Genomic DNA, 21478 nt, shown 5'->3' on the forward strand with positions numbered 1-21478 from the left:
AACCTACCCTTTGGCCTTCACCTGTTTAGCGGGCGGCGTGATAAACCCTTCCAGTACAATCAGCGAAGCACCGATACAGATGGCACAGTCGGCGATATTGAAGGTGGCGAAATGCCACTCACCGACGTAGAAGTCGATAAAATCGACTACAAATCCGTGATATGCCCGGTCAAACAAGTTACCCAGCGCGCCACCGATAATGAGCGCGTAGGCGACGTTGTTCAGCCACTTCGTCGCTGCTGAGCGATACATTATCACCAGCAGCGATATCACAATAGCGATGGCAATGGCGGCAAAAACCCACCGTTGCCAGCCGCCTTTGTCGGCGAGAAAGCTAAAAGCTGCACCGTAATTGTGAGCATAAAACAGGTTGAAAAACGGCATAACAGGCAGTGTCTCATGCAGCATCATGTGGTGAATAACCCACTGTTTGCTGGCAAAATCGACGGCAATCACCACCACTGCCAGCCAGAGCCAGCGTAATCCAGTTGATAATAAAGGCTTACTCATCAGGCAAACTTACGCTCTTCGCCGTTCCCGGCTACGTTGGTGACACAGCGGCCACAGAGTTCAGGATGCTCAGCATCCTGACCGATATCATGAGTATAGTGCCAGCAGCGCGGACACTTACTCCCTTCAGCTTTATGCAGTCCGATTTTTAGCCCTTTTATCAATTCGCTCTGCTGGGCCTCTTGCGGGGCCAGAGCATAATCGTCCACCTGTGCGCCGGAAGTCAGCAGAACAAAACGCAGCTCATTGCCGAGGCTGATCAATTTGGCTGCCAGCGCTTCATCAGCATAGAGCGTCACCGCCGCTTCCAGTGCACCACCAATGCGTTTGTCGTTGCGCGCCTGCTCCAGCACCTTATTTACCTCACCGCGCACACTCAGCAAATCGGCCCAGAAGGTATCATTCATCGCCTCATCGTCCTCAAGGCCAAACAGTCCGTCGAACCACTCTCCAGTAAACACATACTGCTCACGCTTGCCGGGCAGATAACCCCAGATTTCATCAGCAGTAAATGAGAGAACCGGCGCCATCCAACGCACCAGCGCTTCAGCGATATACCACAAGGCCGTTTGACAACTGCGCCGCGCGAGGCCATCGCTCTTAGCGGTATACTGACGATCCTTAATGATATCCAGATAGAAAGAGCCCATCTCTATCGAGCAGAATTGCATCAGGCGCTGTATGACCTCATGAAAATCATAACTGGCGTAAGAGGCAATGATATCTTTCTGCGCGGCCTGTGCCCGTCCAACGGCCCAGCGATCGACAACCACCATCTCTTCCGGCTTCACCCGATCGGTTTCCGGATTAAAGCCAGCGAGGTTTGCCAGCAGGAAGCGCGCCGTATTGCGGATGCGACGATAGGTATCTGCCGAGCGCTTGAGAATTTCGTCGGACACTGCCATCTCACCGGAGTAGTCGGTTGAGGCCACCCACAGACGCAAAATATCCGCGCCGAGTTTGTCCATCACGTCCTGCGGTGCCACGGTGTTGCCGATGGATTTTGACATCTTACGCCCCTGACCATCGACGGTGAAACCGTGTGTCAGAACCTGGCGGTAAGGCGCTTTATTTTTCATCGCCACGCCGATCATCAGGGACGACATAAACCAACCGCGATGCTGATCCGACCCTTCCAGATACATATCCGGTTGATGACCTTCAAATTCAGGGCGGTTATCCACCACGGAGAAGCTGGTAGAGCCAGAGTCAAACCAGACGTCGAGGGTATCCGGAACCTTGGTGTAGCTGTCGGCATCATCGCCCATTAGCTCGCGCGCATCGAGATCCCACCATGCCTGAATGCCATCCTGCTCAACACGTCGGGCGACTTTTTCCATCAGCGCCAGAGTATCGGGATGCAGCTGTTCGGTTTCTTTATGCACAAACAACGCCATTGGCACACCCCAAGTGCGCTGACGGGATATACACCAGTCCGGGCGATTTGCCACCATCGATTCAATACGTGCCTGACCCCATCCGGGGATCCACTGCACGCCTTTAATCTCCTTCAGCGACTGCGCACGCAGCCCCTTCTGATCCATGCTAATAAACCACTGCGGTGTAGCCCGGAAAATGATTGGCGTTTTATGGCGCCAGCAGTGCGGATAGCTGTGCTGCAGTTTTTCCACGTGCAGCAACGCGCCTTTCTCCCTTAGCAAATCGACAACCAAATCGTTGGCTTTAAATACGTTAACGCCGTCAAGCGTCGGATAAGTACCCGGCAGGTAGCATCCATCAGGGCCGACCGGATTGGCGATCTCAATCCCATATTTTTGGCCAATAACGTAATCGTCGGGACCGTGACCCGGGGCGGTATGTACAGCGCCAGTACCGGCTTCCAGCGTTACGTGCTCTCCAAGCACTACCGGCGAGAGATAATTCAAAAACGGATGCTTGAACTGTTGCCGCTCCAACGCTGTGCCTTTACATTCGCCCAGCACTGTCCATTCAGTAACGCCAACCCGCGCCATTACGCTGCTGACAAGATCTTTCGCCAGAATCAACGCCCGATCGGCGATCTGCACCAGTTGATAATCAAATTCAGGATGCAGGGAAATAGCGCGGTTAGCTGGCATTGTCCACGGCGTGGTAGTCCAGATAACCAGATCGATTGGACCGTTAACCGCGGCCGCGCCGAATATAGCCTGCACGGCGCTTTTATCAACCGCATCAAAGGTTACGTCAATCGAGGGCGAGATTTTGTCATCGTATTCGACTTCGGCTTCTGCCAGCGCGGAGCGGCAGTCCAGGCACCAGTGAACCGGCTTAGCCCCCTTATGCAAATGACCGTTGCCGATAATTTTTGCCAGCGCACGAATAATGTTCGCTTCAGTCTGGAAATCCATCGTCAGATAAGGATGGTCCCAGTCGCCGAGCACGCCAAGACGGATGAAGTCTTTTTTCTGGCCTTCAACCTGTTCTGCTGCGTATTTCCGGCACGCCTCGCGAAATTCAGCCGCGCTGACTCTCTCGCCCGGCTTGCCGATCATCTGCTCGACTTTGTGCTCAATAGGCAAACCGTGACAGTCCCAACCCGGCACATAAGGCGAATCAAACCCTGCCATGCCTTTTGACTTGACGATAATATCTTTCAGAATCTTATTGACTGAGTGACCAATATGAATACTGCCGTTCGCATAAGGAGGGCCATCGTGCAGGATAAAGGCTTTTTTCCCTTTTTTGGCCGCGCGAATAATGCCGTAAAGGTTGTCATCACTCCAGCGTTGCAGCATTCCCGGTTCGCGTTTAGCCAGATCGCCGCGCATAGGGAACCCCGTTTCAGGCAAATTCAGGGTTGATTTATAGTCACTCATCAGATTCTCGATTCCGTATTTCGGTTCTGTTTAAACCGGTGTTTTCAGCCCAAAAAATCGTCGGGCGGTCACCACATCTTTAGCGATTTGCTGCTTCAACGCGTCGAATGACTCAAAGCGCTGCTCATCACGTATTTTCTCTTTTAACACCACATTAATATGGCGGCCATAAAGATTCATTTCAACATCAAACAGATGGACTTCAAGCTGTCGGCGTACGCCGCCGACCGTTGGCCTGCTACCGATATTTGCGACAGCAGGCAGCGGCTTATCGCCCAGGCCATGCACTTCCACCGCATAAACACCTTGCACCGGCGACACTGAACGGCGTAGGAGAATATTGGCGGTGGGAAAACCAATCGTACGTCCGAGAGCATCGCCGTAGACAACACGACCTGAGATGCTAAACGGATGGCCCAGCAGTGAGGTCGCCAGATCCAGCTTATCGTCCGCCAGAGCCTGCCTGATGGCGGTACTACTGATGCGCACGCCGTTATCACATAAGGTCTGCGTGCTGATAACATCAAAGCCATAGCGGCTACCAGCCTGCTGTAGCAACGTGAAGTCGCCTTCACGCCCGGTACCGAAGCGAAAATCATCTCCGACGGCCAGAAAACGAACGTCCAGCTTGTCGACCAGTAAATCGGTGATAAAGCTTTCGGCAGAGTGAGAGGCGAACCTGCGGTCAAAGCGCAGGCAAAGCACCGCATCGACACCCGCCTTTTTCAGATAGCACAGTTTTTCACGTAGCCGCGTCAGCCTTGCTGGCGCGATCTGCGGCGAGAACAACTCCATCGGCTGGGGTTCAAACAGCATGACCATCACCGGTAACTTACGCTTCCGCCCCTCTTCGCAAAGGCGAAAAAGCAGCGCCTGATGGCCACGATGTACGCCATCAAAATTACCGATGGTCAGCACACAGCCGCGATGCTGTACCTTCAGATTATGTATGCCGTGGATAAACTTCATGGCTGACCCAACAGGTTGGAAATCGGCGGATTATACCTTGTACCGCGAGGAAGGTTAACCCGCGAATGCCCCCTTTCTCCTGTTTCTGGTACCATTTAATCTGGAGAACGCCGCTATGGCGGATTTCTATCCTTTTTTACGTTTAATGCTGTATTCGCGGAGGCGAAGCTGGTATGATCTTGCGCCATCGAATCCGTAATCAGGTGCTGTGGTTTAAACGGCGCTTATTTGCACAAATCCATTGACAACAGAAGTCCGAAAAGGCATAGTCCTCGGCCTTTGATTTGTCCTAATAGAACACATTTGGGAGTTGGACCTTGGCTAATATCAAATCAGCTAAGAAACGCGTCGTAACGTCAGAAAAACGCCGCAAGCATAACGCAAGCCGTCGTTCCATGATGCGTACTTTCATCAAGAAAGTACACGCGGCTATCGCCACTGGCGATAAAGAAGCAGCACAGAAAGCATTTAACGACATGCAACCGATCGTGGACCGCCAGGCTGCTAAAGGTCTGATCCACAAAAATAAAGCAGCTCGTCATAAGGCCAGCCTGACTGCGCAGATTAACAAACTGGCTTAACGGTCGGTTTGATCATCAGCTTTGAAAAGCCAACGCTCCGCGTTGGCTTTTTTATTGCCTTCGTATCGTGCTTCGTCCGTACGTCTGCTATCTGAACTTAGTGCGCAGCAGCATATAGCCTGCCAGTGCAGAAAGAATTGAGCCGCTCAGAATTCCCAGTTTAGAGAATGTCATCAGCTGCTCATGGGCGGCGTCAAACGCCAGTGAGCTGATAAAAATAGACATCGTAAAGCCGATGCCACACAGCACACCGATTGCCGCAATATCACTCAGACGGGTTCCGTCGGGTAGTGCGGCCAGCCGCAGTCTGACAGCCAGCCAGCAACACAGCGTGATCCCCAGAGGCTTACCCAGTAACAGACCAAGAGTGATACCCAGAGGTACAGGCGACAGCACATCCGAGAAGTGTATCCCCGCCAGAGTCACCCCCGCGTTAGCAAAAGCGAAAAGCGGTAATATTAGCCAGTTAACCCAGGGCGTCAGGCTATGCGCAAGCTGTTCAGCCGGAGAATATCCTTCCTTTTGCGCCAGTGGCACGCAGAATCCGACAATCACCCCGGCCAGCGTTGCATGGACCCCTGATTTGAGCACCGCTGTCCACAGGACAACGCCCACCAGCATATACACCGCAATATTACGCACGTTGAACAGATTAAGCAGCACCAACGCGACGAGAGCCGCCGCCGCGATACTGAGTGACAGTAGCGACAGGTTATTAGTATAAAACAGCGCAATAATGATAATGGCACCAAGATCGTCAATGATTGCCAGCGCCATTAAAAAAACTTTTAACGCCGCAGGAACCCGGCTACCGAGCAGCGCCAGTACCCCCAGCGCAAAAGCAATATCGGTGGCAGTTGGAATAGCCCAGCCATTACGTGCAATGGGATCGGCATGATTAAACGCGAAAAAAATCAATCCCGGAGCGACCATGCCACCCAGCGCGGCAATCAGCGGGAAAATTGCCCGGCTGCGACTTGCCAGCTCACCGATCAGCAGCTCCCGTTTAACTTCCAGTCCAATCAACAGGAAAAACAACGCCATCAGCGCATCGTTGATCCACAGCAACAGATCCTTGTTGATTTCCAGCACGCCCAGGCGAATCTGTACCGGCTGTGACAACAAACGATGATAGTCCTGTACCGTTGCATCGTTATTGGCGAGAACAATAGCCCCCAGCGCCGCAATGATCATCACAATGCCATTGCTGGCATCACTGTGAAGAAAAGTTTTTATGAGATGGCTGAAAGTTCGTTTATGTGTCACTGCTCGTCCTGATACAGATTATTGCGCTCTGCAGTTTAACCGCAGCCCCCGGTGGTGAAAAGCCACATTGCTCCAGATAATTTTACACGCGATTTCCAGGCACCCGTGACGATTTTTAACGCTGAAAGTTTTTATATTATTCTGATTTATCACGCTCTATAGTCAAGATGGTGTGCCATTTTCTTGCTGTCTGCGGGCATAAAAAACGGGAGCCTGAGGCTCCCGTTTTTTTATCGCGTGAGATACGCCAACAACTCAGCGGGTCAGGTCATCAAAAAACTTCTTCACGCCGTCAAAGAAGGTTTTTGACCGCGGACTGTTATTTTCACCTGTAGGTCCGCCAAAACTTTCACGCAGCTCCTGAAGCAGCGCTTTCTGTCGCTCGTTAAGGCCCACTGGCGTTTCCACCACTACGCGACAAAGTAAGTCGCCTACGCTACCGCCCCGTACTGATTTAACACCTTTACCACGCATACGGAATAGCTTGCTGGTTTGAGTTTCCGCCGGAACTTTCAGCTTCACGCGGCCGTCCAGGGTCGGTACCTCAATTTCACCGCCGAGCGCTGCCATAGCGAAATTGATCGGCACTTCGCAGTACAGGTTGTTATCCTCGCGTTCAAAGATAGGATGTTTTTTCACCGTAACCTGAACGTACAGATCGCCCGCTGGCGCACCCTGCTCACCCGCTTCCCCTTCTCCTGTAAGACGAATGCGATCGCCGGTGTCAACACCCGCAGGAATTTTAACTGACAAGGTCTTCGAACGTTCAACCCGACCGTGGCCATGGCAGGCATTGCAGGGATCTTTGATTACCGTGCCACGACCGTGACAGGTTGGACAAGCTTGCTGCACGCTAAAGAAGCCCTGACGCATTTGCACCTGCCCGGCACCATGACAAGTGGAACAAGTTTGCGGCTTCGTACCCGCTTTCGCGCCGCTACCGTGGCAAACATCGCACTCCTGTAGCGTGGGTATGCGGATCTCTTTGGTCACGCCGCGTACCGCTTCTTCCAGCGTCAGCTCCATGTTATAGCGTAGATCGGCACCGCGCGCAGCACGCTGTCGGCGTCCACCACCAAAAATGTCGCCAAATACGTCGCCAAAGATATCGCTGAAATCAGCACCGCCTCCACCGAAACCAGCGCCACCACCGCCCATTCCGCCCTGTTCAAAAGCTGCGTGTCCATACTGGTCGTAAGCCGCACGCTTTTGCGCATCGGTCAGGATCTCATAGGCTTCTTTAATTTCTTTGAATTTATTTTCAGCGTCCTTATCACCGGGATTGCGGTCCGGATGAAACTTCATTGCCAGACGCTTATACGCCTTTTTTATTTCCTTCTCATCCGCAGACTTCGCAACGCCCAGAATCTCGTAGTAGTCTTGTTTCGCCATTATTATTTTCATCCCCCTTAACATGCGTACACGGGCGTGGATGTAACTCCGACGCCCGTGCTGGTTACCAGACTTCCCCTGAGCGGAGAGATCTGCGCCCGCTAAGGGCCATTATTTTTTGTTATCTTTGACTTCTTCAAACTCGGCGTCAACGACATCATCTTCACGTTTTGAAGCATCCGCGCCAGCACCCGCCTCTGCTGCACCAGCCTGAGCCTGCTGCTGAGCAAACTCCATCAGCTTGCCAGACGCCTCAACCAACGCCTGGATTTTCGCTTCGATGTCTGCTTTGTCTTCATCTTTCAGTGCGCTGTCAAGAGCATTAAGCGCCGTTTCGATAGCAGTTTTGTCGTCAGCTGGCAGTTTGTCGCCCGCCTCATCCAGCTGTTTCCGGGTGCTGTGAGACAGCTGATCGCCCTGATTACGGACCTGAACCAGCTCTTCAAACTTACGGTCAGACTCAGCGTTAGCCTCGGCATCGCGCACCATTTTTTCTACTTCGTCATCGCTCAAACCGGAAGAAGCTTTAATGGTGATCTTCTGCTCTTTACCGCTATTTTTGTCTTTTGCGGAAACGTGCAGGATACCATCGGCGTCGATATCAAAAGTGACTTCAACCTGCGGCATACCGCGTGGTGCGGGCTGAATGCCATCGAGGTTAAACTGGCCCAGTGACTTGTTGTCAGAAGAGCGTTTACGCTCACCCTGCAGAACGTGGATCGTTACGGCTGACTGGTTATCTTCTGCCGTTGAGAACACCTGGCTGTGCTTGGTCGGAATCGTGGTGTTCTTGCTGATAAGCGCAGTCATTACGCCCCCCATGGTTTCGATACCCAGCGACAGTGGAGTAACGTCCAGCAGCAATACATCTTTAACGTCACCGGCCAGCACGCCCCCCTGAACCGCTGCACCGACGGCCACCGCTTCATCCGGGTTAACGTCTTTACGCGGCTCTTTTCCGAAGAAATCAGCAACCTTCGCCTGAACCATCGGCATACGCGTCTGACCACCAACCAGGATAATATCGTTGATATCAGACACTGACAGTCCGGCGTCCTGCAAAGCCACTTTCAGCGGTTCGATAGAGCGGCTAACCAGATCCTCTACCAGTGACTCCAGCTTAGCGCGAGTCACTTTTATATTCAGATGCTTAGGACCGGTTGCATCCGCCGTAATGTACGGCAGATTAACATCAGTTTGCTGGGCAGAAGAGAGCTCAATTTTAGCTTTCTCTGCTGCTTCTTTGAGGCGCTGCATTGCCAGCGGATCATTGTGCAGATCGATGCCCTGATCTTTCTTAAACTCAGCAACCAGATAGTTGATCAGACGGCTGTCAAAGTCTTCACCCCCGAGGTGAGTATCACCGTTAGTTGCCAGCACCTCGAAGGTTTTCTCACCTTCAACTTCATCGATTTCGATGATAGAGATATCGAAGGTACCGCCACCCAGGTCATACACCGCGATGGTGCGATTACCCTGGCCTTTATCAAGACCGTACGCCAACGCTGCTGCCGTAGGTTCGTTGATGATGCGTTTCACATCCAGCCCGGCGATACGACCAGCATCTTTCGTCGCCTGACGCTGCGCATCGTTAAAATAAGCAGGTACGGTGATAACCGCTTCGGTAACCGCTTCGCCCAGATAATCCTCAGCCGTTTTCTTCATTTTTTTCAGTACTTCGGCGGAAATCTGCGGCGGCGCCATTTTCTGGCCCTTTACATCCAACCAGGCATCGCCGTTATCGGCCTGGGTAATTTTATACGGCATGATTTTGATATCACGCTGAACTTCTTCGTCCTGAAAGCGGCGGCCGATAAGGCGTTTGATCGCAAACAGCGTATTCTGAGGGTTCGTCACAGCCTGACGTTTAGCCGGCTGCCCTACCAACGTTTCACCGTCCTGTGTGTAAGCAATAATTGAAGGCGTGGTGCGATCGCCCTCAGCATTTTCCAGCACGCGCGCTTTAGCGCCGTCCATGATCGCGACACAAGAGTTAGTCGTACCGAGGTCAATACCAATAATCTTACCCATCTGAACATCTCCTACAAAAATTCGATTTTAATCAGGTTATGAACCATAAGTGCGGGCTAAATTGGCAGTTTCAACCGCCGACATCCGGCTTTTTTAAGGTTCAGCGCCTCAGATGCCAAATAAGATGGGGTCAGGTTAGGCAGCATCAAGGGGGAAAGGTAAAAAAATTTTGCTTTATCGGCCAGCAGTGCTGAACCTCGCGACTTTTATCCTCGCCTTTGCATAACGAAGATCATAGGGTTCCCTCTGGCTGAGAGTGGCCGGTGTTCAGGTGCTACCGTAACAAGGATCGGCGATGCCGGACGAGACTGTCATCATGCACATCTATTTCGCGCTGTGCGGTCTCTGTACGCTATACCACGCTCCTGAAGGCGCTATTTTCCCGGCTGACATACGCGAATATTCTTGGCGGCATTGAGGTTATCAGGTTCTGGAATTTGTCTGGCGTTTCGCACTTTTAGGACGGAATGCAATGATCACCTGGGGATCGGTTTCGATATAGGGTCCTTCCAGCAGCTGAATACAGTAAGGAACACTAGCAAAAATACCGTGAACCGCCTTACGTTCTTCCGTTTCCTTAATCCCCTCCAGCGTTTCCTGCACAGATTTCGGCTGTCCCGGAAGATTAATAATTAGCGACTGTTTTCTAATCACGGCAACCTGGCGGGAGAGGATAGCGGTGGGAACAAAGTTGAGGCTAATCTGTCGCATCTGCTCGCCAAATCCCGGCATTTCACGATCGGCGACAGCCAGGGTAGCATCAGGAGTTACGTCGCGTCGTGCCGGACCAGTTCCACCTGTGGTGAGAACCAAATGACAAAAATGCTCGTCAACCAGTTCGCGCAGAGCCTGTTCAATGATCGGCTGCTCATCAGGAACAAGCCTTTGTTTTATCTCAAAGGGGGTAATTAATGCTTTCTGTAGCCAGGCTTCAAGCGCGGGTAACCCCTGATCCTGATAGACACCGTTTGCTGCACGGTCTGAAACAGAAATGAGTCCTATACGTAATTTTGTCATGGCGTCACCGCAATATCCGTCCTGCCGTCAATTTGACGGGCTGCGTACTTTAAAGAGATTGTAAAGCAGGAAGAATACAACGTGCCAGAACAATAAAGGGTTAACCAGGCACTCCATACAGGCCGCCTGGTTAAGTTGTCCCGGATTACAGCAGGCTTGCAATCATTTTCTCAAGCTTGCCCTGGTCGATAGCAAAATTTCGGATGCCCTGAGCCAGCTTATCGACTGCCATCGGATCCTGATTGTGCTGCCAGAGGAACTCAGCTTCGGTCATCTTAGCCGGGCGCGCTTTCACTTCGCCTGAATAGGACAGTTTACGTGCAACGCTGCCTTCGCTCTCAGCCAGCTCTTTTAGTAGAGACGGAGAGATCGTCAGGCGGTCACAGCCAGCCAGCTCAAGGATTTCGCCTGAGTTACGGAAGCTGGCCCCCATCACCACAGTTTCATAACCGTGTTGCTTGTAGTAATCGTAAATTTCCGTTACCGATACCACACCCGGATCTTCATGTGCCGCATACTCTTTCTTATCAGTATTAGCCTTATACCAGTCAAGAATACGACCAACAAACGGGGAGATCAAATACACCCCGGCTTCTGCGCACGCACGCGCCTGAGCGAAGGAGAACAGTAGCGTGAGGTTACAGTTGATACCCTCTTTTTCCAGCTGCTCAGCAGCGCGAATGCCCTGCCAGGTCGAGGCCAGTTTGATCAGAATACGCTCGTTGCTAATGCCGGCATCGTTATACAGTTTGATCAGGCTGCGCGCTTTATTAATGCTGCCTTGGGTGTCGTAAGAAAGGCGGGCATCAACTTCAGTAGAAATTCGGCCGGGTACCAGCTTAAGGATTTCCAGACCGATGTTAACCGCCAGCTTGTCAGAGGCATAGAGAACCTGCTCCTCTTTACTGCTGCTCTGATCGCGCGCCCAGGCGACGGCTTCGTCGATCAGCTTGCGATACTCCGGAATCTGTGAGGCATTGAGAATAAGCGAAGGGTTGGTAGTGGCGTCCTGCGGTTTGTACAGCTTCATCGCCGCGATATCACCGGTGTCGGCCACAACGGTCGTTAGCTGGCGTAAGGAAGTCAATTTGTCCGTCATAGTTGTCATTCTCATCAAAGTGGATACATCAGGGGTGTTGAAAATGTCTGAGAGGGATAATATCACTTGAGCCTGAGGGCGCAAGGTAACGCTGCATTCATGCCACCCAGCATCAAAAGCGAGCCGGAACGGGCAGCATGACTTATAACAGCAATTACACCTGCCTGGCCGGTTTTTTGTTAAAATGTTCTTTTGCTGAACCTGCCGCATGCGGTAGCCATTTTTGAAGGATACAACCATGTTAATGGTCATTTCACCGGCTAAAACCCTAGATTATGAATCGCCACTGGCAACCACCCGTTTCACTCAGCCTAAGTTGCTCGATCACGCGCAAAAATTGATTAACATCGCACGTAAGCTAACACCGGCGAAAATCGGTTCACTGATGCATATCAGCGATAAGCTGGCGATACTGAATGCAAATCGATTTAACGACTGGCAGCCCGACTTCACGCCGGAGAATGCCCGTCAGGCGCTGCTGGCCTTTAAGGGTGATGTTTATAATGGTTTGCAGGCTGACAGTTTTAGCGAAAACGATTTTGATTTTGCTCAACAGCACCTGCGCATCCTTTCAGGATTATACGGCGTCCTGCGTCCGCTCGATCTGATGCAGCCCTACCGGCTTGAAATGGGGATTAAACTAAAAAATCCGGCAGGAAGCGATCTCTACGGCTTCTGGGGCGAAACCATTACGCAAATGCTGAACGCGGCGCTGGCGGAGCAAGACGATAAAATACTCATCAATCTGGCCTCCGATGAATACTTCAAAGCGGTAAAAGTTCAGAAATTACAGGGGCAAATCATCAAACCTGTGTTTCTTGACGAGAAAAACGGCAAATACAAAGTCATCAGTTTTTATGCCAAAAAAGCGCGCGGTTTGATGAGTCGTTTTATTATTCAACATAGAATTGCTAAGCCAGAGCAGATTCAAGCGTTTGATCTGGAAGGGTATAGCTTTGATGCGCAGAGCAGCGACGATAACCAGTTGGTATTCAAACGCCCGGAGTCTGCCTGAATCAAATCGGGTGATGACTCCCAGGCCCTGATGAATTTTTCAGGACCCGGGCCATTAAAACGGGCAACGCTATTTTTTTAACAGAAAATGACGTAATGCACTGAAATCAGCCGCCATCTGGTGGGAAAGCAGCGACAGATCCGCTCTTTCAGCCAGCGCCGGCGGCAGAACCAGCTGTTGCCCCAAAATTTCTTCAACGCTCTCTTTAAACTTGGCGGGATGCGCCGTGCCGAGGAACAGACCGAACTCACCGTCCTGCAAATTATCTCGTAGCAAGCGCCAGGCAATAGCGGCATGAGGTTCAGAAATATAGCCCAGGCTGTTAAGCTCGCGCATTGCCCGGCGAGTAGTATCATCATTCACAGAGGCACTCACCAACTCACTTAGCCGCCAGGTTTTGCGTCGATACAATTCTTCTACGCGCGGCCAGTTATTCGGCTGACTGACATCCATCGCATTAGAGAGCGTTGCCACTGTTTTATTAGGCTGCCATTCGTTATTTTTCAGAAAGCGCGGTACGGTATCGTTGGCATTGGTGGCGGCGATAAAGCGCTTCACCGGTAGTCCCAGAGATTTAGCCAGTAAGCCCGCGGTTAAATCGCCAAAGTTACCGCTGGGCACCGAAATAACAAGCTGATTGCGTCTCTCTTGCGGCAGCTGCGCCACGGCCTCAAAGTAATAACAAATCTGTGCCAGCAGGCGGCTAATATTGATCGAGTTAGCGGAGTTAAGCCCCACCGCCTTACGCAACGCTTCATCGTCAAACGCCTGCTTAACCAGCGACTGACAAGCATCAAAATCGCCGTCAACGGCAATCGTCTGGATGTTACCGCCCAGAGTACAGAACAGTTTTTCCTGGAGCGGGCTGATTTTTCCCTGCGGATAGAGGATCACCACCCGCACATTCTCCATACCGTAAAAAGCATGGGCAACGGCGGCGCCCGTATCGCCAGAAGTGGCGGTCAGGATGGTGATTTGTTCTTCGCTGTCGCTGACATATTGCAGCATCTGCGCCATGAAGCGGCCGCCAAAGTCTTTAAACGCCAGTGTCGGGCCATGAAATAACTCCAGGCAGGCGATATCATCAGTGACGCGTTTTACCGGCGCCGGAAAGCTAAATGCGGCGTTGAGACGTTCTGAAAGCTGCTGATGCGTAATTTCATCACCAATAAAAGCAGCAAGAATTTTGCTACTACGGCTGACGAAATCCATTTCCAACATGTTGTCGATATCGGTGGATTCGAATTCCGGTAGCTCCAGCGGGAAAAACAATCCCTGCTGTTTACCTAGCCCCTGTTTAACCGCCTGGCTGAAGCTGACCTGTTCGTTATGATCTTTAAGATTATAGAGTTTCATGCATTATCCCAATTTACGAGCGCCCGCCGTATCTAAGCGGCAAATATGGACGAATCCTTCATCGTTCTGTACATAGTTTTGACTGAGCCAGTCTGCCATTCTGCGCGCAGTATCCGGCTTGTCGCACACAGCAAATAGCGTCGGGCCGGAGCCGGAGATACCGCAGGCCAGCGCACCGATTTCCTGCGCGGCCTGGCGTGCGGCAGCAAATCCCGGCAACAGTCGGGTGCGATAAGGCTCAGCAATCACATCCTTCATCAGCGTTGCCGCCAGCTGAGGCTGCCCTGTATGGCAGGCGTGAATAAACCCGGCAAGGTAACGACCGTGACGGATGCACTCTTCTTTGCGATACTGGGCGGGCAAAATCGCCCGCGCTTCCGCTGTGGACACTTTGATTCCCGGATACGCCATCACCCAGAGCCAATCCCCGAAGCCAGGCACGTTCTGGCTGATAATGCCGTTTTCCTCCAGCATCAGCTGCATGCCGCCGAGAAAACAGGGCGCAACATTATCATAATGAACACTGCCGGAGATACGCCCTTCCAGCTCCCCCATTAGTGCCAGCAATTCATTATCACTCAATGGGTTATTGCAAAACTCATTCATTGCCATTAACCCTGCAACTACCGAGCAGGCGCTGGAACCGAGGCCGGAGCCTATCGGCATATTTTTTTCCAGCGTTAGCGCTACCGGCACCCGTTCACCAATTGCCTCGCAGAAGCGATCCCAGCACTGCCAGACAATGTTCTCTTTCGGATCAGCAGGCAGTTTACTGACGAACCTGCCTTCACTTTTCAACAGGAACGCGATTGACGGTTCAGCCGTTACGCAATCACCTAACAACGTACCGTCAACCGGTGAGACGGCGGCACCCAGCACGTCAAATCCAACGCTGACATTGCCGATTGAGGCCGGGGCATAAATTTTTACCATTTTCACACTCCCAGCTTCCATGAAAGCGTACGCAGCAAATCGGCAAATACACCGGCCGCGGTAACATCATTGCCCGCACCATAACCACGTAAAACCATTGGGATCGGCTGATAATAACGGCTGTAGAAGGCCAGGGCGTTTTCACCATCTTTTACTTTATACAATGGATGATTACTATCAACCGCTGCTATTTTTACGCTACAGCGGCCATCTTCGGCAATTTCACCCACAAACCGCAATACCTGTCCGTCATCACGGGCGGCAGCGAGACGCGCAGCAAAAGCATCGTCCAGCTCAGGGAGCCGCGCCATAAAGGTCTCCACGTCAGGAATATCGTTGAACGCTTGCGGCAGTATCGGCTCCATATCGATATCCTCAAGTTCCAGCTGATATCCGGCCTCACGCGCCAGAATGAGCACCTTGCGCGCGACGTCCATGCCGGAGAGATCGTCACGGGGATCCGGTTCGGTATATCCCAACTCGCGCGCCATGCGGGTTGCTTCAGACAAAGAAACTCCTTCGTCCAGCTTGCCAAAAATAAATGACAGTGAACCGGACAGAATGCCGGAAAAACGTATTAGCTCATCGCCGGCATTCAGGAGATTTTGCAGATTTTCGATAACGGGCAGCCCGGCACCAACGTTGGTGTCATAAAGGAATTTCCGCCGGGATTTCGCTGCGGCGGCACGCATTTGCTGATAATAGCGCCAGGAAGAGGTGTTGGCTTTTTTGTTCGGCGTGACAACATGAAAACCATTGGCCAGAAAATCAGCGTACTGATCGGCGACGGTCTGGCTGGAAGTGCAATCAACAATGACCGGATTAAGCAGATGATACTCTTTCACCAAGCGAATCAGCCGCCCCAGATTAAATGACTCTTTAACATCACTCAGCGCTGACTGCCAGTTGCTCAGATCAATACCGTGAACATTTGTCAGTAGCGCTCGCGAATTAGCGATGCCGCATACTCGCAAGTCGATATGCTTTTTCTTGAGCCAGGGTTGCTGACGCTGTAATTGTTCGAGAAGCGCAGCGCCAACGCCGCCAACACCGACGACAAAGACTTCAATAATCTGATCGGTATTAAATAACATTTGATGCACAACGCGCACGCCGGTGGTGACATCGTCGTTACTTACCACTACTGAAATAGATCGTTCAGAGGAACCCTGAGCAATGGCGACGATATTAATATTTGCGCGCGCCAGCGCTGCGAAGAATTTGGCGGACAATCCGCGCTGCGTGCGCATACCATCTCCGACCACGGATATAATTGCCAGCCGCTCCATCACCTCCAGAGGCTCCAGCAGACCCTCTTTCAGTTCAAGGTAAAACTCATCTTCCAGAATACGCCGCGCACGCTGTTGTTCACTTTGCGGAACGCAAAAGCTGATGCTGTATTCTGAAGAAGATTGCGTGATGAGAACCACCGAAATGCCCGCACGGGACATGGCGGCAAACACGCGTGCCGCCATCCCAATCATGCCTTTCATACCCGGACCGGAGACGTTAAACATCGCCATATTATTTAGGTTGGTGATCCCTTTAACCGGGTTTTCATCATCGCTGCCACCGCCGCCAATCAGGGTGCCCGGGGCCTCCGGTTTGGCCGTATTTTTAATCAGGCATGGGATCTGGAACTGGGCGATGGGGCTGATAGTACGTGGGTGAAGCACTTTGGCGCCGAAATAAGATAACTCCATTGCCTCCTGGTAAGACATCGATTTCAGCAAGCGTGCATCTGGAACCTGGCGTGGATCGCAGGTATAAACGCCGTCCACGTCGGTCCATATCTCACAGCAGTCAGCACGCAGGCAAGCAGCCAGTACCGCCGCCGAGTAGTCTGAGCCGTTACGTCCCAGAACCACCAGTTCGCCCTGCTCATTGCCAGCGGTGAATCCAGCCATCAGAATCATATTCTGTGCCGGTATCTGAGTAGCAGCGATGCGACGGGTTGACTCAGCAATATCGACGGTTGACTCCAGATAATGGCCCACAGCCAGCAGTTTCTCGACAGGATCGATGACGCTAACCGCATAACCACGCGCCTGCAACAATGCCTCCATAATTGCGACAGAAAGCTTTTCACCACGGCAGATAATGGTGGCGTTAATGCTATCGGGGCAATTCCCTAGCAAAACGATACCATGCAGTACCTGCCTGATCTGAGCAAATACCTGGTCGACGAGGATCTTGAGTCGGTCGTAGGCGAACCCAGGCTGGGCTTGTGCCAGGCCTTTTAGCAGATCGCTAAAGATACGTTCAGCATCGCTAATATTCGGCTGTGCATCCTGACCGCTGATGGTTTTTTCAATCATCGCCACCAAATGGTTCGTGATTTTAGCCGGAGCAGAGAGCACGGTTGCCACCTGTCCCTGGCGGGCGTTACTTTCCAGAATATTGGCAACCAGCAGAAACCGCTCTGCATTTGCCACCGAGGTTCCACCGAATTTCAGCACTCTCATATTTTGATTTCTCCTGAATTTAGTCGAAAAAAAAACCCGCACTGGTCAGGTGCGGGCTTATTCTTTATTTTTCCTGTATGCGTCAGCCCGCACCGTTACCTGTGGTAAGGGTGGTGGTAATAATGGTTGTAATAGTCAGGCTGTGATTACGCATGCTGTGTAGAGTTATCTGTCTGTTATAAAAAATCCGTCTGCTTTCAGGAGTAAAGCAATCAGCCCATGAAGTCAATTTTTTTATTTTAATAGCCAGCCACTTGCAACCACATGCCTTAACGCGACTCAGAGCGAGGCATAAAGAATATGAGGTTATTATCCCTATTTACCAGGTAAATACTCTGTTAAAAAGCCTATACGCCACTATTTTTATCTATAAGATTTTTTTCTATGTCATGCAGTAATCGATGTAACATCGCCGTATCACGTTGTTGCAGGTAGCCAATGCGCTGCTCCAGCCAGTCCACCAACTTAATATCATCGCTTACACCAAGCCGCCCGATGAGACAATGCATACGCCGACGCAGAGCCGCCAGCTGCAGCCTGTCCGAGGCCTCATCTGTACCCGCGGGGTGCTGACTCAGTGACGAAAGCTGATAGCAATACACCATAACCGCCTGCCCGAGATTGAGTGAGGGATATTCCTGTATCATTGGCACGCCAGTTAGCAAATCAACCAGCGCCAGTTCCTCATTCGTTAAGCCGCTATCTTCACGCCCAAACACCAGACCGATACGCCCAGCCCAACGCCGCTTTTCGCTAAGAATTGAGGTCACTTCCTGCGGCGTTGCATAGTAATGAAATTTTGCCCGACTACGGGCCGTGGTTGCCACACTGAAATCCACATCGGCCAGCGCTGCTTCAAGAGTTGGCCAAACCGAGGCCGCCTCCAGGATCTCATTAGCCCCGTGTGCAACGGCGCGCGCAGCCGAACTCAGATGTACCCCGGAATCAACCAGTCTGAGTTCCCTGAAGCCCATAGTTTTCATTGCACGGGCTGCCGCGCCAACGTTTTCCGGACGCGCGGGAGAGACAAGAATAATTGAAAACTGCATAGCTACCCTGAATCTGACATGAAAAAATATAATATTTAGACAGGTTTGACGCGAAGAATAGCGGCATCAAATGTATATCACATTAACGTACAGAATCTCCGGTTAAAAGCGCCATTTATTCAACCTGGTTAACCTCAGGATTACGCTGCCATTATTTGGTAAAGAAAAACTAATAAATTACTTTTATTTCATTTGGATAGATTTTGTTTAAGAGTAAGTAAGCTTGTTATTCGGTGTTGATATAAAAAACAGGAAAAACACGCGTTTTTGTAAACCGGGATGCCATCCTACCAGGCATTTTTCATGCCGTTATTAACATGCTACAATTGAATTGATATAAGTCAACTTAGCGTTGTTTTTGTACTTAATGGATGCTGTCTCTGCTGGTATATCGCGGCTCATAGGATAGGATATTCGCCAGGCGGATAATCGTGTTTTGGAGTCTTTCAGTAGCATCGTTAAGCAGATGTTGGTGATTCAAATGTTATAACTTGCAATATAATTTTTCGCCTCGTCGCTATATTAAGTGCTACTCACTCAGCAGGCGACGAATTTTCTGATATCGTTTTTGTTGGCAATTTTAGGTAGCGAACTCATGCAGACCCCGCACATTCTGATCGTTGAAGACGAGTTAGTCACTCGTAATACACTCAAAAGTATTTTTGAGGCCGAAGGCTACATGGTGTATGAAGCTACGGACGGTGCCGAAATGCATCATATTCTGACGGAAAACGACATTAATCTGGTTATTATGGACATCAATTTACCAGGTAAAAATGGCTTATTGCTGGCGCGCGAGCTAAGAGAACAGGCTAACGTCGCGTTAATGTTCCTTACCGGTCGGGATAACGAGGTGGATAAAATCCTCGGTCTGGAGATCGGTGCGGATGACTATATCACCAAACCATTTAATCCACGTGAACTGACTATCCGCGCTCGCAACCTGCTGTCACGCACTATGAATCTGGCGGTTGGAAATGATGATCGCAAATTGGTTGAAAGCTACAGGTTTAACGGCTGGGAACTGGATATCAACAGTCGTTCACTGGTGAGCCCACAGGGTGAGCAGTACAAGCTACCTCGTAGCGAATTTCGCGCCATGCTGCACTTCTGCGAGAACCCTGGAAAAATCCAGACCCGCGCTGACTTGCTGAAGAAGATGACCGGGCGCGATCTGAAGCCTCACGATCGCACGGTCGACGTAACAATTCGCCGCATCCGTAAACATTTTGAATCTACGCCGGATACTCCGGAAATCATCGCCACCATTCACGGCGAAGGTTATCGTTTCTGCGGTGATCTGCAAGAATAAGCGTCACCGGCAGGGCTGACATCAAATCAACCCTGCCGCGCTGTTATTCATGCCACGGCATAATTGGTACCGCGCTCAGGGCATTTTTTGGCGATCCGTCAATTACCTTATCTGAATAGCTCAAATATACCAGTGCATGGCGCCGGGTGTCATAAAAGCGAACGACCTGCAGCTTTTTAAAAATCAATGACGTACGCTGGCGGAATACCACGTCACCCTGCGCTTTCCCCCGGACAATTTTATCTGGCAGCGCGACCGGGCCTACCTGCTGACAGGAGATGGCGGCATCGGAAGTATCCTGGGCCAGGCCCAGCCCACCTTTAATCCCACCGGTTTTTGCCCTACTGATATAGCACGTTACATTTTTGACATCCGGATCGTCAAAAGCCTCTACGACAATTTTATGATCCGGGCCAAACAGTTTGAAAACGGTATCCACCGAACCGATCTCTTCAGCATGCGTCACCGCCGATACCATTAACGTTAAAACTATTATAATTTTATGTATTTTCATAACCCTACCATTGCTAGTGAAATCAACATCATTGTAAGTTAACCACATCGACGCAGCCCGAATGTAACGCTTGTCAGTCGAATTAACAACATATGTGGTTGATGAACACATTCCGAAATACTCGATCGTGAAACGTTTTTTACAAACAATGCTACTATTCAGGAAGTTACATCAGGCACGCCAGGATCAAAAAACTGAGGACGATTATGGACCAAGCCAGTATCATTCGTGATTTGCTTGTATGGCTGGAGAGCCACTTAGATCTGCCCTTATCGCTGGATAACGTTGCAGCGAAAGCAGGCTACTCCAAATGGCATATGCAAAGGATGTTTAAGGACGTAACGGGCCATGCCATTGGCGCCTATATCCGGGCACGTCGTCTGTCTAAAGCTGCAGTCGCTTTACGTTTAACCAGCCGACCGATTCTGGACATCGCGCTGCAATATCGCTTTGATTCGCAGCAAACTTTCACCCGCGCTTTCAAAAAACAATTTAATCAGACTCCGGCCTGGTATCGCCGCGCCTCAGACTGGAATTCGTTTGGATTACGTCCTCCCATCCGACTGGATGATTTTAAGCTGCCCGAACCCGTTTATGTCACTCTGCCGGAAATGCGGTTAATAGGACAGACGCAAAGCTATAGCTGCACGCTTGAGCAAATCTCATTTTATCGTGACGAAATGCGAATCCATTTCTGGAAACAATTTCTGCAGGAAACCGATACCGTTCCGCCGGTATTGTACGGCTTGCATCAGGTGCGTGCGAGCAAAGAGAAAGATGACGAGCAGGAAATTCTTTACACCACTGCGGTGCCGGAAAACCAAATTTCTCAGGATTTACAGTCCAGCCAGATTTTACAGCTTGAAGCGGGAGAATACGTGCAGTTCAGCTATGAAGGCCCGACCGGTGCGCTTCAGGAATTTATCCTGATGATTTACGGCACCTGTATGCCAACGTTGGGGCTGACGCGCCGTTTTGGTCAGGACATCGAGCGCTTTTACACTCATGGCGGTAAGAAGCGCCCGGAGCCACCCAGCGAAATCCGCTGTGAGTATCTCATACCTATCCGCCGCCAGACGCTGTTAGGCTAACGCGGAAAAACCGCGTAGTGAGAAATGAGTCTCCGCAGGACGCCCCGCTGCATCGGTCTACG

General features: G+C 51.1%; 18 protein-coding genes and 1 other annotated feature. Of the genes, 4 read left to right on the plus strand and 14 right to left on the minus strand.

The features are described from left to right. Positions 1-3: 3 nt before the first annotated feature. The 3 genes from lspA to ribF are packed head-to-tail and all read right to left on the minus strand — an operon-like array spanning position 4 to position 4295. On the minus strand, positions 4-510 hold the full coding sequence (gene lspA, locus BM191_RS06860; RefSeq protein WP_177203304.1) for a signal peptidase II: 507 nt from the start codon (positions 508-510) through the stop codon (positions 4-6). Next, positions 510-3326 carry an isoleucine--tRNA ligase gene (gene ileS / locus BM191_RS06865; protein WP_092876493.1) on the minus strand — a complete coding sequence of 939 codons (2817 nt, stop codon included), beginning with the start codon at positions 3324-3326 and terminating at the stop codon, positions 510-512. The genes lspA and ileS overlap by 1 nt, the downstream gene beginning before the upstream one ends. 30 nt (positions 3327-3356) lie before the next feature. After that, positions 3357-4295, minus strand: coding sequence for a bifunctional riboflavin kinase/FAD synthetase (ribF, locus tag BM191_RS06870; protein WP_092876495.1), 939 nt, complete (start codon positions 4293-4295; stop codon positions 3357-3359). Between the two features lie 317 nt (positions 4296-4612). Here ribF and rpsT point away from each other — a divergent pair, with 317 nt between their 5' ends. Beyond that, positions 4613-4876, plus strand: coding sequence for a 30S ribosomal protein S20 (gene rpsT / locus BM191_RS06875; RefSeq protein WP_078002786.1), 264 nt, complete (start codon positions 4613-4615; stop codon positions 4874-4876). Positions 4877-4963: 87 nt separating this feature from the next. Here the strand turns inward: rpsT and nhaA are convergent, their stop codons facing one another. The 5 genes from nhaA to tal all read right to left on the minus strand — a co-directional run bounded on the left by nhaA (position 4964) and on the right by tal (position 11681). After that, a complete protein-coding gene (nhaA, locus tag BM191_RS06880) occupies positions 4964-6142 on the minus strand; it encodes a Na+/H+ antiporter NhaA (protein ID WP_092876497.1) in 1179 nt (392 codons plus the stop codon). 255 nt (positions 6143-6397) lie between these two features. Then, the gene (dnaJ, locus tag BM191_RS06885) at positions 6398-7534 is read right to left on the minus strand and encodes a molecular chaperone DnaJ (protein WP_092876499.1); all 1137 of its coding nucleotides are present in this window, start codon (positions 7532-7534) and stop codon (positions 6398-6400) included. A gap of 111 nt (positions 7535-7645) precedes the next feature. Then, positions 7646-9565 (minus strand): molecular chaperone DnaK, encoded by a 1920-nt coding sequence (gene dnaK / locus BM191_RS06890; protein ID WP_092876501.1) that lies wholly within the window; start codon positions 9563-9565, stop codon positions 7646-7648. 423 nt (positions 9566-9988) lie between these two features. Further along, positions 9989-10582 (minus strand): molybdopterin adenylyltransferase, encoded by a 594-nt coding sequence (gene mog / locus BM191_RS06895; RefSeq protein ID WP_092876503.1) that lies wholly within the window; start codon positions 10580-10582, stop codon positions 9989-9991. Positions 10583-10727: 145 nt separating this feature from the next. After that, positions 10728-11681 carry a transaldolase gene (tal, locus tag BM191_RS06900; protein WP_092876506.1) on the minus strand — a complete coding sequence of 318 codons (954 nt, stop codon included), beginning with the start codon at positions 11679-11681 and terminating at the stop codon, positions 10728-10730. Positions 11682-11919: 238 nt separating this feature from the next. Here tal and yaaA point away from each other — a divergent pair, with 238 nt between their 5' ends. Further along, complete coding sequence (yaaA, locus tag BM191_RS06905; RefSeq protein ID WP_092876508.1) at positions 11920-12696, plus strand: peroxide stress protein YaaA; 777 nt, start codon at positions 11920-11922, stop codon at positions 12694-12696. A gap of 69 nt (positions 12697-12765) precedes the next feature. On the opposite strand, the gene thrC is transcribed toward yaaA, so the two are convergent. The 5 genes from thrC to BM191_RS06930 form a co-directional block, all read right to left on the minus strand. Continuing rightward, positions 12766-14052: a threonine synthase gene (thrC, locus tag BM191_RS06910; RefSeq protein WP_092876510.1), complete on the minus strand. Its 1287-nt coding sequence runs from the start codon at positions 14050-14052 to the stop codon at positions 12766-12768. A 3-nt stretch (positions 14053-14055) separates the two neighbouring features. After that, positions 14056-14985: a homoserine kinase gene (gene thrB, locus BM191_RS06915; protein WP_092876512.1), complete on the minus strand. Its 930-nt coding sequence runs from the start codon at positions 14983-14985 to the stop codon at positions 14056-14058. Between the two features lie 2 nt (positions 14986-14987). Continuing rightward, positions 14988-17450 carry a bifunctional aspartate kinase/homoserine dehydrogenase I gene (gene thrA / locus BM191_RS06920; protein WP_092876514.1) on the minus strand — a complete coding sequence of 821 codons (2463 nt, stop codon included), beginning with the start codon at positions 17448-17450 and terminating at the stop codon, positions 14988-14990. A gap of 25 nt (positions 17451-17475) precedes the next feature. Beyond that, positions 17476-17597 (minus strand) — a sequence feature (Thr leader region). Then, the gene (gene thrL / locus BM191_RS17510) at positions 17533-17604 is read right to left on the minus strand and encodes a thr operon leader peptide (RefSeq protein ID WP_407927864.1); all 72 of its coding nucleotides are present in this window, start codon (positions 17602-17604) and stop codon (positions 17533-17535) included. It overlaps the preceding feature by 65 nt. A 193-nt stretch (positions 17605-17797) precedes the next feature. After that, a complete protein-coding gene (locus BM191_RS06930; protein ID WP_092876518.1) occupies positions 17798-18499 on the minus strand; it encodes a tRNA/rRNA methyltransferase in 702 nt (233 codons plus the stop codon). 595 nt (positions 18500-19094) lie between these two features. Here BM191_RS06930 and arcA point away from each other — a divergent pair. Next, positions 19095-19811 carry a two-component system response regulator ArcA gene (arcA, locus tag BM191_RS06935; RefSeq protein ID WP_092876765.1) on the plus strand — a complete coding sequence of 239 codons (717 nt, stop codon included), beginning with the start codon at positions 19095-19097 and terminating at the stop codon, positions 19809-19811. A gap of 43 nt (positions 19812-19854) precedes the next feature. Here the strand turns inward: arcA and creA are convergent, their stop codons facing one another. Then, positions 19855-20325: a protein CreA gene (gene creA / locus BM191_RS06940; protein ID WP_092876520.1), complete on the minus strand. Its 471-nt coding sequence runs from the start codon at positions 20323-20325 to the stop codon at positions 19855-19857. 206 nt (positions 20326-20531) lie between these two features. Between creA and robA the strand changes: the two genes are divergently transcribed. Further along, positions 20532-21416, plus strand: coding sequence for an MDR efflux pump AcrAB transcriptional activator RobA (gene robA / locus BM191_RS06945; RefSeq protein ID WP_092876522.1), 885 nt, complete (start codon positions 20532-20534; stop codon positions 21414-21416). Positions 21417-21478 lie beyond the last annotated feature (62 nt).

This window comes from Izhakiella capsodis (assembly GCF_900115045.1).
Lineage (GTDB): Bacteria > Pseudomonadota > Gammaproteobacteria > Enterobacterales > Enterobacteriaceae > Izhakiella > Izhakiella capsodis.